Source organism: Bacillus sp. FAU18 (assembly GCF_056033885.1).
Window position 1 is genome coordinate 1,458,219 of record NZ_JBVYHZ010000003.1, and the last position, 15,691, is coordinate 1,473,909.

A 15,691-nucleotide genomic window follows, 5' to 3' on the forward strand; every position below is an offset into this window, starting at 1 on the left:
AAATCTAAACGATTTCTCTAGCGTTCAGCTTTTCAAGCATACGCTCAATTCCTTTGATTTGGTGGCGGCGAAGCATGTCAGCCGCCTGCTCCATTTGCAAATTAAATAAAGCGTCTTTCAGTGTGCAGGCCAGCGGCACTGAGCAATGAATTTCCGCAAGCTTCCTCGACATCTCCAAATCGCTTAAACCTTGCTGAATTTTTCCCTGCTGTCCTTTTGGAAGAAGAGCAAGATTTTCCAATAAACGGTCAATCGTTTCGTATTCACGAATCAGTTTGTAGGCTGTTTTTTCTCCAATCCCTTTGACTCCGGGATAGTTATCACTGGAATCTCCCATAAGCGCTTTAATATCAATCAAAGCCTTCGGCATTACGCCTGTTTCTTCATAAAAAATCTCTTTTGTATAGACTTTATAATTTCCGATTCCTTTTTGAAGCAAAGCAACGCTTACTTTATCCGTTAACAGCTGAAGTAAATCTCTGTCCCCTGTTACGACCGTAATGTCCGCTTCATTCGCAAATAAATCGGCAAGAGTACCGATACAGTCATCCGCTTCATAGCCGGCAAAGCCAATATTCATGATTCCAAGCTCTGCGGCTGCTTCCTTTGCCAAATCAAACTGCGGAATCAGCTCCACAGGCGGCGCGCTGCGGTTGGCCTTATAATCTTGGAACAAGTCATTTCGGTACGTTTTGCTCCCCATGTCCCAGCAGCAGACGACGTGTGTCGGCTGGAATGTTTCCACAGCTGTAATCAAATGCTTTAAAAAGCCGTTGACGCCGTTCGTCGGCACCCCGCTGTCATTTATCATAAAGTTGCGATGTACGGCCGTGGCAAAAAAGGCCCGGAATAAAAGAGCCATGCCGTCAACCAGCAATAGTTTATTATTATTCATCAGATAACTCCCTTTTCTTTCATTCCTTCTATTTTATCATAAAGCAGCCCAAAAATAAAAAACAGTATCTCTTTAATGAGAGATACTGTTTGGATATTTATCAATCGTTGTGTCTTTTGTTGCTGGCGATCAGCTTTTCAGCTTCGCGTCCTGCGTAAGAGTCAAAATGGGTTTGAAATCCGTTTTTCTTTTTGGCATTGTTATTCGCCTGTGCATTTCTGTTTCCGAGCTTTGTTCTGCCCAACATGAATCCCCCCTTACGTCGGATGCATATAGTATATGCTTCCGGCAGGAGGTTCACTCGCGACAGGATCATCCAGCTTACATGCGGCTTACGTATTCTCTGACCATTTCTTTTGATACAAGCCGTCTTGTCGGGACGATGCCTTTTTTAGCGAGCTGATTCATTTGCTCGGTAATTTCATTAATTGCATCTGTAGTATAAGGCTCATCGTTTTTGCATTTAGCAACAGCTTCTTCAATCGCCAATTCACGCAAATTTTCAAGACGCATAAATGCTTTGATATGCTCGTGCTGTTTTGATGAATGTGCTGAAATTGCTTTATGTACCTCTGACATTAATCGTTCATCTCGCTTTTTTCTATTTAGTCTATCATGACTTGAAATACAAGCCAACTGAATTTTACATTTTTATTGTATTGTCTGAATTTTTCCAGGAGATGCACGCCTGGTACGCCATTTCAATCTCTTTCGCATGTTCCCCTTCCGCATATCCTCTTAAATATGTCTCTTTTTGATCGGTTATTTGCGCGATTGCTTTTTCACCCATATCTTCCTGTAAGCGTCTGAGGTGAGCAGTGTAATGAGAGATCAGGCTTTCTTCTTCATTTTTTATCCATGTCTCTGTGATTTTCGTAAGTTTCATCCGTACAGCTTCGATAAAGGCCGATTTTCCTTTCTGCTCAAAAAACTGCTTCGGTGATTTGACCTCTTTTAGTTCCTGCTCAAAAGCACGTTCTTCTATTTCTGGTTCAACTTCCTTCAACTGTATGCCGTTCGAATGCTGATCACCCGCATAAACGGAAAAATAACCGTCCTCGTTTAATGTTTTTTGAAATTGATCCAGCCATTCTTCATTGATATGCCTTTCGATGAAACCGCTCATGCGAACATCAAGCGTTTTGATTTCCTGAATATATTCAAATTGATATTCATGTAAGGCTGTTGTCATCGCCTTACTGACGTTCTTTTTCCAATCCCCGTTTTGCAGCCCGGGATGAAATGCCGATTTTAATAAATCATTTGCAAAATATGATAATCGCTGTGTAATGTGATATAGCTGCTCTCTTGTATCTTTTTTTACTTTTTCAATGATGGTTTCTGAGTTCCGTCGTTTCTCGATATCGGCCGCTGTCCGCTCAAATGACAGCATAAGGTGCTGTTTCTGCGCTTCCTTCTCTTCTCGGGACTGATGCTGGGATTGGTGAAGCTGAAAAACAGTTTCGCATAGTTTGTCTGCCTCCGAACTGAGCTGCGCTGCTGACGCTTTTTTTACATCCACTTCGATAAACCGGTCTAAGTGTTTTCTTACTTTCGAGAACTGATTATAAAATGACTCCGGTTTTCCCACCAGTTCCTCCTTACTTGATACGGTAAAGAGCTGCGGCTCATAAACCCCTTCTTTTACAAGCTCTGCGCTGACATAATCGGTCACTGTTTCGAGCTCTGTTTTATCTTTTGCAAGGTCTGCAGCATTAATAATAAAAAACATTTTATCCATGCTGAGCGATTCTTTCACAAGTCCAAGCTTTCGCAAAAATGAACGGTCTCCTTTTGAAAAAGAGTGCTGATAATAAGTCATATAAAAAAATGCATCAGCATCTTTGATATATTGGAATGCCAGTTCTGTATGCCGTTTATTCATGCTGCTCGCGCCGGGTGTATCAACGATCGTAATCCCTTTTTCAGTGAGCGGGCATGTATAGTAGACCGTTACCTCTTTCACAGCACAGGCCGTTGTTTCCTCTGCTACATACGGCTTTAATTCAGATAGCGGAATCGTTAATTTCTTCTGTTCCTGTATATACTGCTGATACTTCTCATATGCAAGCAGGAAATTGCTGATCAATTTCACGTGTTCTTCCTGCAGCCTGTTTTTTTTGACTGCCTTTTCCCACTTCTCTGTGAAGGAACGGCCTGCCGGTTCCTTTGGTATTCCGGTGAGCTGTAAAATTTCAGCCGTTATGTCATCCTCTGTCTTAAACACTACATCCGCTGTTTTGTTTAAGTTTCCATTGATTGGCTTTGTGATCTTGTTAATTGTCGCTGTGGTTGGAGTTGGTGAGGATGGCAGCACTCTTTCGCCGACAAGCGCATTGGCAAATGATGATTTCCCCGAGCTGAAGCCTCCAAAAAGAGCGAGTGTAAATTTCCGTTCCTCAAGCCTTTTCACCCTTTCACGAAACGCTGAAGTTTGCTTTAACAACATGCTGCATTCGCCTAAAAGGTCAGACAAAGTGTAAAAGCGTTTGATTTGGTCTTGAAGCGGCATTTCTTGTTCCATTTTGATTTCTGATTTCGGCATCGGCTGCGCCGTCAGCTGGCTTCGGCCTTGTTTCTGCTCTGGAGCCGCCACTCTTGTTTTCTTCGATTTAAACCATTCTGTGTCTATATGCATTGGGCATGCGGACTCTTCTTCCCAAATGGCCCAAAGGCGATCGGTTTTCTCTCGGGCATGATTCTCTAAACGAGCTTGTTCTTGAAGAAAGACAAGTTTTTCTGATTCTTGGACGAGCCGGTCGTTAATCGTTTGCATGTCTTTGGAAACACGCTCTTTCACCATAGCGGAGAGCACCTTTATGATGTCTGCGGCTTCTCTTTTCGCCTCTTTCCGGATGAGCTCTGCCAAGTCTTTTGTATATTGCAATACATATTCAGAAGAAAAGGCTGCACCATGCTTGACCGCGCGTTCAATGATGCTTATATCAAGCGGTGTGCGATAGGCCTGAATCAGCTTTTCACTTTCAGCGGTATAGACATCAAATGCCTTGGCGAGTTTATGAAGCGTGTCTATTATATGCCAATCCGCTTCGGCCTCTGTTCGTTTTGCCACATCAGAGAAAAAAGCATTCCGCCTTTTATCTCTTTCCTGTGCAGTTTTCGCTTTAGAAAAGAAAAAGCCGGTTTTAAAGGAAGGCTCTTGTGATTCTAAAAATGCAGCCGCCAATTCACGCATTTCAAAAGGCGTCAGGTTGGCGTTTTTTAAAATACGATTGATTTCTTCCTGCATCCTCTTCTCTGCCTCAGTCGTTTGTTTTTCGGCCTCATCCAATTGATCACGCAGCGATTGGACCAGTCCAGTTTGGATATTAAGCTGTTCAGCGAAACTCGGAGCGCCTGTTTCGTCTTTCTTCAGCATTTCCGTATGTTCCTTTAGCAGATTACGGACTTTTTGTTCGGTTAAAGCCTGCATATTGCTTTTTGATTGCTGTTCTATTCTTCTTAACTCTTCTCTCAGGGCCCCCATCTGATTGAACGGGTGGTCCGGTTCTGTTACTGACGTAAAATAGAGCGCTTCCTTTGAAATCCCTTCATTGCAAAGCATCTCCTCTACCTGCGCTTTATAGTCTCCAAATTTCGTCTCCGTCTCATCATGGCGGTCAATTTGATTGACGATAAAATACACATTCGGAATGCTTTCTTTTATTGATCTGAGAAACTTTACATTTTCCTCAGAGTGCACGTGATTATAGTGAACGACGTAAAACAGCGCATCCGCTTGGTGAAGAATAGAAGCAGCCGATAGAAAATGCGCATCATCTGTTGAATCTATCCCTGGAGTATCAATATACGCAACCCCGGAATCGATCTCAGTATATCTGTCAAAAATTTCGACGCTTTCAATCTGTTCCCCGTCTTTACAATATTGCTGCACCTTGTCTTTCTGGTAAGCCCCTTCCAGCTCAGCACACGCTCCGTCTGTTGTATGAAGCCGAACTCGCTTTTCCCCGTTTCTGATCACAACAAGGTTAGCGCTTGTCGGAATCGGGCTTGTCGGCAAAATATTCTCCATTAACAGGCAGTTCAGCAGTGACGATTTCCCCGCTGAATAATGCCCGGTAAACGCGATATAAACCTCTTCATCAGCCGCTTTTTTCATGACCGCAGCCAGTTTAACAGCCCTTTGTTCATCTTGATTCTCAATAAATTGCTTATAAAGTTCCCCAGTTTTATGCAAAAGCTCTTTTCTGTTTTGATCTGTCATAAGTCTGAACCCCTTTGTGCCGTTTCAATTGTGAACCTTTTTCGAAAGATCTGAATTCATTCCCTTTTCATTTTACACAAGAATAAACCAAATTTCTTTAGGAGAATAGAAAAAAGCCGCCATTACGGCAGCTTCTATAAAAGAAAATCTGCAACTTTTACAAGTTCCAGATTCATCAAACAGATTTATTAGAGATTCCTTTTAATACAAAACCAATTAATACACTATATGTACAAACCGCTCCAAGCAAAAACAGCATTGTCATTTGCTTCACCATCCTGATTGAGAATCTTTTTCAAATTCATTTTAACATGGTTGAGAATGATTTTCAATCGCTATTTTACGCTGTATTCCTGTAATGCTTTGTCTTCTGCGCGAATTCTGACGCTTAACAACACGGCATTGAAAATGGAAAACAGACACATGGTGACGTATGCTTGATAAAGCAGCGGAATCAACAAAATTTCGAGTATAACAACGGCATAGTTTGGATGTTTCATCCATTTATATGGACCTTTTTTTACAAGCTCTACACCTGGAACAACAAGGATTTTCGTATTCCAATATGCCCCTAAGGAACAAAGCGCCCAATACCGTACGATCTGTACGCTTAAAATAACTGCAGCGATACCGAGCCACCAGCTGGACGGCTGTTTATTCATCAGCAGCACTTCGGCAATTAAGGACAGGAAAAAAAGGATATGCATCGTAATGATATACGGATAGTGGCTCTCGCCAAATTCAATTGCTCCTTGCTTCTTTACCTTTTGTTCGTTTTGCCTGGCCACTGCCATTTCTGCTGCTCTTTGAACAATGAGAATGGCGATCAACAACCAAAACATGAGTCAGGCCCCCTTTTCCCAGCTGAATAATAGCAACTCTGATGAGAAACCCGGCCCTAATGCGCCAATCATTCCTCGTTCAGCTTCCTTTTTATGTCCGTTCTGCAGATGGTCTTTTATCACATACAAGATTGTGGCTGAAGACATATTTCCGTGCTTTTGCAAAATGGTTTGCGCAGATGAAAGCTTTTCTGACGACAGCCCGAGACTTTTGATGTATGCATCGATCACTTTTTTTCCGCCTGGATGCGCCAAAAAAACACTGATATCATGGAATGACAGCTTATGTTTGTCCAAAAAAATCTGTACATTTGTTTTGAGCCATTTTTCCACCAAGGTCGGAATGTCTCGTGAGAAAATGACTTTGAATCCTTGATCGGTAAAGTCCCAGCCCATGACATCTTCTGATTGTTTCATCAAAACAGATTGGGCGTCCATTATCTTCGGCGCAAGCTTCAGCTTTGACATCCTGCGGTCCGCCTTCTCTCCGCATAATAAAGCTGCGGCAATGCCGTCACCAAAAAGCGAGGTGCCGATCAGATTGCTTTTTGTTTTATCTTCCGGCTGGAATGTCAGGCTGCACAGTTCGGCAGCAATGACAAGCACAAAAGCCTCAGGATACGCTGTGCAGTATTCGGCTGCACGCGCAAGTCCGCTGGCTCCTCCTGCACAGCCAAGCCCCCAAATCGGAATCCGCTTCGTATATGGAGAAAACGGAAGTTCATTCATAAGCCGCGCCTCGATACTCGGTGTGGAAAGACCTGTACTGGAGACGAAAAAAACAGCTTCCACTTTCTCATAAGGAATGGCTTCTTGAAAAAATTCCGGATGAGAGAGGCACTCACGAACAGCCGCTCTGCTGTGTTTAAGTGTTTCTTCTATGTATATTTGATTTTTTTCTTCAAAGCTGTGCCCCTCTTTATACCATTCAATCGGCTTAACAAACTGTCTCGAATGGATTTGCCCGTTTTTAAAGGAGGATAACAGCCGGTCAATATCCTTAAAAGAATGCTGAAACATATAGCGGGCGAACTCGGCCGCTTTCTCTTGGTTTACATTATACGCAGGAAGACTTGTTCCAATGGATAAAATAAACGCCATGCGATCACCTCTTTGCATACATTGTGCCGCAACAATCTTTTTTATATGCAAAAAACTCCGCCGCGGCGGAGTTAGACTGCTGTTTTTTGTTCAGCGAGGTCAGCTTCTTGTTCTGTTTTTTTGGCTTTAGAAAAAACGTTATATACAATATTTAAGACGACTGCAGTAAAGCTGCCCGCCACAATGCCATTCGTTGTAAGCAGCGTTAAGGCACTCGGAAGCTGTTTGAAAATATCCGGCACAACGGTCACACCGAGCCCCAATCCCACTGAGCAAGCAACAATCAGCAGATTTTCCTGTTTCGCAAAATCAATGCGGCTGAGCATTTTAATTCCGTAAGCGATCACCATTCCAAACATCGCCACCATTGCACCGCCCAAAACAGCGGATGGAATAATGGTCGTGAAAGCAGCGATTTTTGGAAACAGCCCAAATGCCATTAGGATCACACCTGTGACCACAATGACGGCATTTTTTTTGATCCCTGTGAGCTGAACAAGCCCGACATTTTGAGAGAATGCCGTGTAAGGAAAAGCGTTAAAAATACCGCCCAGAAGCACAGCCAGTCCTTCAGCTCGATAGCCTTTAGACAAATCTTTCTCTGTCAAACGGCGGTTTGTCAGGTCACCTAAAGCAAAGTAAACACCAGTTGACTCCACAAGGCTGACAATTGCAACGATGGACATCGTAATGATAGGCGCTGCATGAAAAGACGGCGCGCCGAAGTAAAATGGCTGAATCATTTGAACAACTGCCGCGTCCGAAACATTATCAAATTGAACTTTCCCCATGAAATAAGCGATGAAGGTGCCAATCAAAATACCGATCAAAATCGAGACGGACTTGATAAAGCCTTTTGTAAAACGGTATAGAAGCACAATGATACTCAACACGGTAAAAGCAAGAACAAGGTTGGAGAGATCTCCGAAATCTGCACTTCCTTCTCCGCCGGCCATGTTATTCATGGCAACCGGCATCAGTGTAATACCGATAATCGTAACAACAGAGCCTGTCACGACCGGCGGAAAAAACGATACGAGCTTTCCAAAGAAAAATGAAATAAGAATGACAAGAATGCCTGAAGCGATAATGCTGCCGTAAACTGTTGAAACCCCATATTCAGATCCAATCGCAATCATTGGCGATACAGCTGTAAAGGTACATCCAAGCACTACCGGAAGCCCGATCCCAAAAAATCGGTTGCTCCACACTTGCAGAAGTGTAGCCACACCGCACATAAAAATATCAATTGATACTAAGTAAGTCAGCTGCTCGACGGTCAGTCCCATTGCTTTTCCGACAATCAGAGGAACGACAATGGCGCCGGCATACATGGCGAGAACATGCTGAATCCCTAAAGACAGCGTTTTGCCGAATCCATTTCTCATGAATGAACCTCCTGTACGAAGTACACTTTTCCTTCTTCTAAAGACTGAATTCTTGCCAAAGATTCCACTCGGTAGCCCAGTTTTACAAGTTCTTCTCTTCCCGGCTGAAATGACTTTTCAATAACAATGCCAATTCCCGCGATAGAAGCTCCCGCTTGCTTCACAATCGACACAAGCCCGTGCGCTGCCTGTCCATTTGCCAAAAAATCATCGATAATCAGCACATGATCCTGTTCCGACAGGTGGGTCCCAGACACTGCGATTTGGCTTTCTGTTTGCTTCGTAAAGGAATAAACAGACGCTGTCAGCAAGTTGTCGGTGAGTGTTAACGATTTATGCTTTCTCGCGAAGACAACTGGCACACCCAGCTTCAAGCCCGTCATTACAGCGGGGGCGATACCTGATGATTCGATTGTCACAATTTTGGTAATACCGTCTTTTGCAAACCTGGACGCAAATTCGTCACCAACTCTCTGCATAAGCAGCGGATCAATTTGGTGATTCAAAAAAGAATCCACTTTCAATACCTGATCAGATAATACGACGCCTTCTTCCTCTATTTTCCGTTTCAGTGCTTCCATCCTGTCTTACCTCCGTTATGAGAATAAAAAAAGCATTGCCCGCTCAAATAAAGAGCAAGCAATGCTGATATTACAAAAAACCGTACACGTGCGGTTCCATTGCTCACCCATAGTCGGACATTTACGGTGCCCGGTAGAAACTTGCGTGCCATATCCACGCGATTATATGAGTGTTCCTATTATATTGTAATAAATTATATCAAGATTCTAATCTCTTGCATAGGCTGAAAATAAAAATTCCCGAACTTTATTTTTGTTTTTTTAGATATCATTCGTATTTCAAGGGTATACGATATAAAAGAGCCTGACGACCGCGCCGCCAGGCTTTTGATTATGACAGATAGAGATTTGAATATTTGTTTGATAAATAATCAATTAAATAGCGAACATTCAGCTCTTCTCCTGTTGCATCTTTAATAATGTCTAACGGCTTTTTCCGTTTTCCGTGAATGTGCACCTTTTCCGTCAGCCATTGCTTTATCGGATGGAACTCTCCTCTTTCCAAGAGAACGTCAAATTCAGGGAGATCCTCAAGCATTTTTTGTTTCAGCTGAGCCGCATACATGTAGCCGAGCGCATAGGATGGGAAGTAGCCGAAATCTCCCCCTGCCCAATGGACGTCCTGTAAAATCCCCTCTGCGTCGGTCTGCGGTGTAATCCCTAAATAATCTTGGTATTTTTGATTCCAAAGCGACGGCAGATCTTCCACAGACACTTCATTGCTGAAAATCGCTTTTTCAATTTCATAACGGATGATGATATGAAGAGGATACGTCAATTCATCCGCTTCAACCCTGATAAATGAAGGTTTTGATTCATTGATTGCCCGGACAAAATCATCCAGGGAGATGTCCTTGAACTGTTCAGGTGATGCTTCTTGAATCTTCTGATAGTACGGTGTCCAAAAATGCTTGTTGCGGCCGATAAAATTCTCGTAAAATAATGATTGCGATTCATGGATTCCCATTGATGCGCCGTCTGACAAATTCGTGCCACTGAGTGCTTCATCAATATTTTGCTCGTATATCGCGTGCCCGCACTCATGAATGGTGCCAAAGATCGCCGTCCGGAAATCTTTTTCATCATATCTCGTCGTGACCCGAACGTCTCCTCGGTTCAGCGTAGTTGCAAACGGATGAACGGTTTCATCAAGTCTTCCGCCATCAAAATCGTAGCCAAGCTCCTGTAAAAAATACAGACTGAGCTCTTTTTGCTTTTCTTTCGGGAACGCTTTTGTAATAAAGCTTGTATCTGGTTTATTTCCGGAAGCTGTCACCTGTTTAACAAGAGGGATAATCGCTTCCTTCAGCTCAGTAAACAGCTGATCAAGCACCTTTACCGTGACGCCGGGCTCAAACAAATCAAGCAATGCATCATAAGGATGCTCTTGATATCCCCAATACGTAATAAAACGTTTATTGAATTCAATCAGCTGTTCTAAATAAGGAGAAAACAAGCTGAAATCAGATTTTCCTTTCGCTTCCTCCCACGCTGTTTCTGCCTTTGAACACAGAATCACGTATTCTTTGTATTCAGCCTCAGGGATTTTCTTATTCTCTTCATACTCTTTTTTCGCCAGTTCCACTGCTTTTTTCGTATCTTCCGACAAGTCATCAAATCGTTCATACAGGACATCGATAAGCTCCTTCATTCGATCTGATGTTTGGATATTGAATATATCTGTTGAAAGCTGGCCGATACTTTCGGCACGATCCTCTGAGCCGTTTTTCGGCGCGCCTGTTCTGGAGTCCCAGTGCATTAACGCAACTGCTTCGCTGTAATGTGAGATTCTTTTTAAAAGATCAAAAAATTCTTTTTCATATGTATGTATCTCCATATCCATTCCCTCCCTATTCTAGCCGTTCCATTACAGGCTAATGGAAGGGGGTATGAAAGTCAAATTGTTTGTATAAAAGGCTGCCGGTATGTTTGGCGGCAGCCTTTTTATTCAGTTGATCGTCATTTGATTTTTTGGCGGAGGTGTTCTCCGCTTTTTCTTCTTGATTTTTTTATCTACCCACACTGTTGCCAGCGGGGTTAAGAGCGAGGTGACAATAACACTTGTCGCGATGATTGCAGTTGCCGATTCAGCAACTGGCGCAAATGATGCATTCGCTTCAGCTAATGCGTATGGCACAGCTACAGCCGCCCCCGCCGTAGAAGAAGCGGCCACTCCCGCGACACCATCTCCCCGCGCAATAAAACGATCAAGCAAAAACAAAGAACTGCCCGATAAAATGACGACAGAAACTCCGATAAAAATGCCGAGCAGCCCTGATTGGATCAGCATTCCAAAATTCAAGGTATTGCCGAGCGAAAAGGCGAAAAATGGAATGATCGCCGGCACAACCTTGCTGAATAAGTCTCTGAGATCGTGATCCAGATTTCCAAGTATACATCCAAGTAAAAACGGGATGACTGTCGCTGCCAGCGTTTCCCATGGGAATGCGGCAAGTCCCGTCACACCAAACGTCACCATGGTCATAAAAGGACCAGATTCTGTACTGATAAAGGCGAAAGCGCCCGCATCCTCTTTTCTTCCCATGTGATTCATGAGCGCCAAATACAGTCCGCCGTTCGTTTCATTCATTACCGCGACAATTGCTAAAACAGAAAGGCCTGCAAAAAAGCCGGATTGTATGCCTTCGTCAGGTATAAATTGCGCTGCGATCACGCCGAGCAGCGCCGCAAATCCGACCTTTCCCAATAATAACGTGATTCCTTTTCTTGCGATATAGCCTGAAGAACGAAAATCAATCGTTGCTCCTACGCAAAAGATAAAAACACCCAGTATCGGCAGCGTTCCGGTAATCAAAGCACCCGTAAACCCTCCAAAGAACTCCGCTGTTCCAGGGGCAAACGTGTTGAGCGCCGCTCCAAGAAATAGCGGAATAATCATCATTCCGCCAGGTACCCGTTCAATTGTCGCCTTGATTTTCATATTGTGGATTCTCCCATCCTCCGGTTATGAAAAAACAATTCCACTTACACTTGGAAAACAGCCTGCAAATCCTCTTTTGAACAGCTGCCCAGCTGGCTGCCGACTCCGACGGCGCCAGCTCCGGCTCTAAGCCAATCCGGCACTTCAGACGGATGTATCCCGCCTGTCGGAATAAAGGTCACCTGCGGGAAAGGACCCGCTAAATTTTTCATGAACGGGATGCCAAACACACCGCTTGGGAACAGCTTTAATGTCGTAAAACCGAATGTCAGCGCTTCCATAATTTCGCTCGGAGTCAAGACGCCGGGGATATAATGTGTCTTTACAAAAGATAGATGTTCAGCAAGATCAGCTGAAAAACCCGGACTGACAATAAACTGCGCGCCAGCCTCAGCAGCTTCCCCAGCTTGCTGCGCGGTGATGACCGTGCCCGCGCCAATTAAAATATCTTCCCTATTACGGAAGGATTCGATGATATCTGATGCCCCGGGGGTCGTATACGTCACTTCAACTGCACGAATCCCTTTATCTAATAAACTCTCAATCTGCTGACAGGCCTCCTGCTTATCCTTTGAACGAATGACTGCAATCAGCTTTGCTTCTTTCAGACGGTTTTCAACGACTTTGGACTCCATATTAATAATCCCCTTTCTTTTGGTGAACCGTTCTTTGAGCAGATAAAAAAGAAGCTAATTTCTCCCTGGTCGGCAAACCGTCCATATCCCCCGGTGCTTGCACTTGTAAAGCTCCAATCGCATTTCCCCTTTTCACCGCATCCTTGTACGACAAACCGTCTAGGATACCGCTGATTACACCGACTGCAAATCCGTCTCCGGCGCCGACCGTATCAACCACCCGGTCGACCCGGCAGCCTTCTAGAAATCCTTCACTTGTCCCCGTTTTAAAGTAAGCGCCTTCTTTTCCGAGTTTAATAGCAACAAAGCTGGCACCTTTTTTCAAATAATAGTCGGCAATGCCTTCAGGTGTTTTTTCTCCGGTCAATAGCTCTCCCTCTGCGATACCCGGGAAAAACCAGTCTGCAAGCCCAGCCAGATCATTAATTGTGTGTACCATTGTTGCTTGATCAGGCCAAAGCGAAGGTCTTACATTAGGGTCAAATGAAATGGTCTTCCCTGCGTTTCTCATGTCGTTCATGACATGATACGTGAAGTCTTTCATCTCGGCTGACAAGGCAGGCGGAATACCTGTCACATGCAAATGGCCTGCGCATTGAAAATAATCTCTCGGATATTCAGCTGAAGTTAATGTGCTTGCAGCTGAGTTTTTCCTATAGTAGGTAACTTGCGGGTCGCCTTCTTTCACTTTTGACTTCAGCAGCAGCCCGGTGGGATTTTCGTCCTGCGAGCGGATCACGCGGGACACATCCACTCCCTCTTTTTTAAGTTCCTGTACAATAAACGTTCCGAGCTGATCATTACCGACCTTGCTCATCCATCCCATTCGGAATCCGAGTCTAGCAAGGCCGCAGGCGACATTGCTTTCTGCTCCGGCAAGCCCTTTAGAAAAAGTGGATACTTCATGAAGGCCTCCATACTCATTTGCGTAAAACATGGCCATTGATTCCCCGAATGTCACCGCATCAAGCTTCATCTCTTCCCAACCTCCTCTTAGTTGAGGGCACCTAGGATTAAAGTGACTTTCTCATGATGACTTTTGCCTCTAATTCAATGGTTTGAGGCGCTCCTTTGTCACCTTCAATCCTTTTTAATACACGTTCCATCGCCGTCCTGCCCATATCATGTGACGGCTGGGCGATCGTTGTAATGCCTGGACCGATCAGTTTGTACCACTCCGTATCATCGAATCCTGCAATCCCTATATCTTGAGGGATGCGCAGGCCAAGCTCTTCCATACAGCTGATGATTTTCAGCATAATCAAGCCATTCAAAGCCAGAATCGCTTTTTTTTGCTCCGGCATTTCCTTGTGAAAAGAACGAAGCGCCGCCTTAAGCTGCTCCTTGTCCTTTACGTCAATTTCATGCAATCTAACAAGCCCGTTCACATTTTGAACCAAAGCCATTTCCTGATACACAGCTGCTCTTTCTGCACGAGGGCTGATAGAGGAAATCGGTTCGGTAAACAGCGCGACATCAGTATACCCTTTGCTGTACACCTTCTGAAGAATCTCTTTTGTGATCCATCTGTTGTCAGTCGTTACGGTATCCAGTTTCAGATCCGGCAGTTTCCGGTCAATTAAGATTGTTGGAATTTGCTGTTCAGCAAAAGCGCGCAGTACATCCTTGTTTTCCCCTGTTGCGTTTAAAATCAGGCCCTCAACCGAATGGGCTTCTAGCTTTAAGAGCATTTCCCGCTCTTTTTCAGGACTGTTATCTGTGTTGCACACCATAATGCTGTATCCATATTGATCACAAACCTCTTCGACTCCCCTGAAAGCAGCGACCGAAAAAGGATTTGTAATGTCAGCCACAACAAATCCGATTAACTTGCTTTTTTTTATTTTCAAACCTTGTGCCATTTTACTCGGCCGATAATTCAATTCTGCGATTGCCTTTTTAATGTTTTTCACTTTTTCAGGAGAAATCGCGTCAATTTTTCCGTTAATATAGCGGGAAACTGTCGATTTCGAAACTCCTGCACATTCAGCTACATCTTTGATGGTTGTATGGCCTGTTGTTTTCTTTTTCATTCAAGTGCTCCTGTATCTCTTATATTTGAAACCGATTTCAAAACCGTTACAACAAAAGGATACCATAATTTTAGAATTTGGAAAGAGTTTTTTTAATAATGTGTCAATTCATTATTTTTCCGTTGACTCTTTTCACTATTTATCCTAAAATTTTCTTTGAAACCGTTACCAAAATATTTTCATTCAAGTGATGCTGAAATCCTAACCAAGGGGGAAATATAATGGAAAATCGTTATTCTGTACATCCTGAACAAGTAAAACGCTTTACAACAGAGGAGCTTCGCAGTCATTTCTTAATGGATCCTTTATTTACAGAAAACAAACTTACGATGTATTACTCACATGAAGACCGGGTTGTCATCGGCGGAGCGGCTCCAGGGCAAAGTGAACTGAAGCTTGATGCAGGTGATTTTCTAAAAACAGACTTCTTTTTGGAACGGCGTGAAATCGGGATTATTAATGTCGGCGAGCCTGGTGCCGTTAGAGTCGGCGATGATGAATATGTGCTTCAAACAAAGGATTTTCTCTATATCGGAATGGGTAATCAGGATGTATCATTTTCAAGCCTGAACGGTGAAAAAGCGAAGTTTTACTTCGTCTCCGCTTGCGCCCACAAAAGCTATCCGACACAAAAAGCCGCCCTAGCTGAACTGACACCGGACCGCCTTGGTGATGATGCAGCGTCTAATGTCAGAAGTCTGTACAAAGTCATTCATCAGGATGGCATTAAAAGCTGTCAGCTGATGATGGGAATAACGATGTTAGATCAAAACAACAACTGGAATACCATGCCAGCACACGTTCATGACCGTCGGATGGAGGCTTATCTTTATCTGGATCTTGAAAAGGACTCAAAGGTATTTCATTTCATGGGCCAGCCGGACGAAACACGCCATCTTGTTGTTGGAAATGAGCAGGCTGTCCTTTCTCCCGCTTGGTCTATTCATTCTGGCGCAGGAACATCAAACTATAGCTTTGTGTGGGCGATGGCTGGAGAAAATTACACATTTACGGACATGGATCTCATTCCGATGGATGGGCTGAAATAAG

At 43.8% G+C, this 15,691-nt stretch carries 15 protein-coding genes and 1 riboswitch; of the genes, 1 reads left to right on the top strand and 14 read right to left on the bottom strand.

Translation table 11 applies throughout. From position 1 onward, the window contains the following. Nucleotides 1-4: 4 nt before the first annotated feature. The 14 genes from exnP to kdgR form a co-directional block, all read right to left on the bottom strand. The gene (gene exnP, locus AC0OMU_RS07560; RefSeq protein ID WP_015383924.1) at nt 5-895 is read right to left on the bottom strand and encodes a 5'-3' exonuclease ExnP; all 891 of its coding nucleotides are present in this window, start codon (nt 893-895) and stop codon (nt 5-7) included. A gap of 100 nt (nt 896-995) precedes the next feature. Next, nucleotides 996-1,142 carry a hypothetical protein gene (locus tag AC0OMU_RS07565; protein WP_003230761.1) on the bottom strand — a complete coding sequence of 49 codons (147 nt, stop codon included), beginning with the start codon at nt 1,140-1,142 and terminating at the stop codon, nt 996-998. A gap of 74 nt (nt 1,143-1,216) precedes the next feature. Further along, nucleotides 1,217-1,474: a YpbS family protein gene (locus AC0OMU_RS07570; RefSeq protein WP_015383925.1), complete on the bottom strand. Its 258-nt coding sequence runs from the start codon at nt 1,472-1,474 to the stop codon at nt 1,217-1,219. Between the two features lie 64 nt (nt 1,475-1,538). Then, a complete protein-coding gene (gene dynA, locus AC0OMU_RS07575) occupies nt 1,539-5,120 on the bottom strand; it encodes a dynamin GTPase (protein ID WP_474241033.1) in 3,582 nt (1,193 codons plus the stop codon). Between the two features lie 175 nt (nt 5,121-5,295). Next, nucleotides 5,296-5,385 carry a Fur-regulated basic protein FbpC gene (gene fbpC, locus AC0OMU_RS07580; RefSeq protein WP_100069434.1) on the bottom strand — a complete coding sequence of 30 codons (90 nt, stop codon included), beginning with the start codon at nt 5,383-5,385 and terminating at the stop codon, nt 5,296-5,298. Between the two features lie 70 nt (nt 5,386-5,455). Continuing rightward, the gene (bpsB, locus tag AC0OMU_RS07585) at nt 5,456-5,962 is read right to left on the bottom strand and encodes an alkylpyrone methyltransferase (RefSeq protein WP_004398552.1); all 507 of its coding nucleotides are present in this window, start codon (nt 5,960-5,962) and stop codon (nt 5,456-5,458) included. A gap of 3 nt (nt 5,963-5,965) precedes the next feature. Then, nucleotides 5,966-7,063: a type III polyketide synthase BpsA gene (gene bpsA / locus AC0OMU_RS07590; protein ID WP_322839674.1), complete on the bottom strand. Its 1,098-nt coding sequence runs from the start codon at nt 7,061-7,063 to the stop codon at nt 5,966-5,968. 71 nt (nt 7,064-7,134) lie between these two features. Next, nucleotides 7,135-8,451, bottom strand: coding sequence for a xanthine permease PbuX (pbuX, locus tag AC0OMU_RS07595; protein ID WP_021481516.1), 1,317 nt, complete (start codon nt 8,449-8,451; stop codon nt 7,135-7,137). Continuing rightward, nucleotides 8,448-9,032 carry a xanthine phosphoribosyltransferase gene (gene xpt, locus AC0OMU_RS07600; RefSeq protein ID WP_181219654.1) on the bottom strand — a complete coding sequence of 195 codons (585 nt, stop codon included), beginning with the start codon at nt 9,030-9,032 and terminating at the stop codon, nt 8,448-8,450. The genes pbuX and xpt overlap by 4 nt, the downstream gene beginning before the upstream one ends. Nucleotides 9,033-9,122: 90 nt before the next feature. Continuing rightward, a riboswitch (purine riboswitch) is annotated at nt 9,123-9,222 on the bottom strand. Between the two features lie 141 nt (nt 9,223-9,363). Beyond that, nucleotides 9,364-10,869, bottom strand: a complete 1,506-nt coding sequence (gene ypwA, locus AC0OMU_RS07605) for a carboxypeptidase (protein WP_181219657.1) — start codon at nt 10,867-10,869, stop codon at nt 9,364-9,366. Nucleotides 10,870-10,980: 111 nt separating this feature from the next. After that, a complete protein-coding gene (gene kdgT, locus AC0OMU_RS07610; RefSeq protein ID WP_015483365.1) occupies nt 10,981-11,973 on the bottom strand; it encodes a 2-keto-3-deoxygluconate transporter in 993 nt (330 codons plus the stop codon). A gap of 44 nt (nt 11,974-12,017) precedes the next feature. Then, nucleotides 12,018-12,608, bottom strand: coding sequence for a bifunctional 4-hydroxy-2-oxoglutarate aldolase/2-dehydro-3-deoxy-phosphogluconate aldolase (eda, locus tag AC0OMU_RS07615; RefSeq protein ID WP_015383933.1), 591 nt, complete (start codon nt 12,606-12,608; stop codon nt 12,018-12,020). Between the two features lies 1 nt (nt 12,609). Beyond that, nucleotides 12,610-13,584 (bottom strand): 2-dehydro-3-deoxygluconokinase, encoded by a 975-nt coding sequence (gene kdgK / locus AC0OMU_RS07620; protein WP_047182783.1) that lies wholly within the window; start codon nt 13,582-13,584, stop codon nt 12,610-12,612. A 37-nt stretch (nt 13,585-13,621) separates the two neighbouring features. Beyond that, on the bottom strand, nt 13,622-14,641 hold the full coding sequence (gene kdgR, locus AC0OMU_RS07625) for a pectin utilization transcriptional regulator KdgR (protein WP_047182784.1): 1,020 nt from the start codon (nt 14,639-14,641) through the stop codon (nt 13,622-13,624). Between the two features lie 221 nt (nt 14,642-14,862). Between kdgR and kduI the strand changes: the two genes are divergently transcribed. Beyond that, nucleotides 14,863-15,690, top strand: coding sequence for a 5-dehydro-4-deoxy-D-glucuronate isomerase (kduI, locus tag AC0OMU_RS07630; RefSeq protein WP_047182785.1), 828 nt, complete (start codon nt 14,863-14,865; stop codon nt 15,688-15,690). Nucleotide 15,691: the final 1 nt, after the last annotated feature.

Coding starts and splice junctions, on each gene's coding strand:
- AC0OMU_RS07565 (WP_003230761.1), bottom strand. CDS start 1,142: ATGTTGGGCAGAACAAAGCTCGGAAACAGAAATGCACAGGCGAATAAC.
- ypwA (WP_181219657.1), bottom strand. CDS start 10,869: ATGGAGATACATACATATGAAAAAGAATTTTTTGATCTTTTAAAAAGA.
- bpsB (WP_004398552.1), bottom strand. CDS start 5,962: ATGTTTTGGTTGTTGATCGCCATTCTCATTGTTCAAAGAGCAGCAGAA.
- fbpC (WP_100069434.1), bottom strand. CDS start 5,385: ATGACAATGCTGTTTTTGCTTGGAGCGGTTTGTACATATAGTGTATTA.
- kdgT (WP_015483365.1), bottom strand. CDS start 11,973: ATGAAAATCAAGGCGACAATTGAACGGGTACCTGGCGGAATGATGATT.
- kdgR (WP_047182784.1), bottom strand. CDS start 14,641: ATGAAAAAGAAAACAACAGGCCATACAACCATCAAAGATGTAGCTGAA.
- xpt (WP_181219654.1), bottom strand. CDS start 9,032: ATGGAAGCACTGAAACGGAAAATAGAGGAAGAAGGCGTCGTATTATCT.
- kdgK (WP_047182783.1), bottom strand. CDS start 13,584: ATGAAGCTTGATGCGGTGACATTCGGGGAATCAATGGCCATGTTTTAC.
- eda (WP_015383933.1), bottom strand. CDS start 12,608: ATGGAGTCCAAAGTCGTTGAAAACCGTCTGAAAGAAGCAAAGCTGATT.
- kduI (WP_047182785.1), top strand. CDS start 14,863: ATGGAAAATCGTTATTCTGTACATCCTGAACAAGTAAAACGCTTTACA.
- dynA (WP_474241033.1), bottom strand. CDS start 5,120: ATGACAGATCAAAACAGAAAAGAGCTTTTGCATAAAACTGGGGAACTT.
- bpsA (WP_322839674.1), bottom strand. CDS start 7,063: ATGGCGTTTATTTTATCCATTGGAACAAGTCTTCCTGCGTATAATGTA.
- exnP (WP_015383924.1), bottom strand. CDS start 895: ATGAATAATAATAAACTATTGCTGGTTGACGGCATGGCTCTTTTATTC.
- AC0OMU_RS07570 (WP_015383925.1), bottom strand. CDS start 1,474: ATGTCAGAGGTACATAAAGCAATTTCAGCACATTCATCAAAACAGCAC.
- pbuX (WP_021481516.1), bottom strand. CDS start 8,451: ATGAGAAATGGATTCGGCAAAACGCTGTCTTTAGGGATTCAGCATGTT.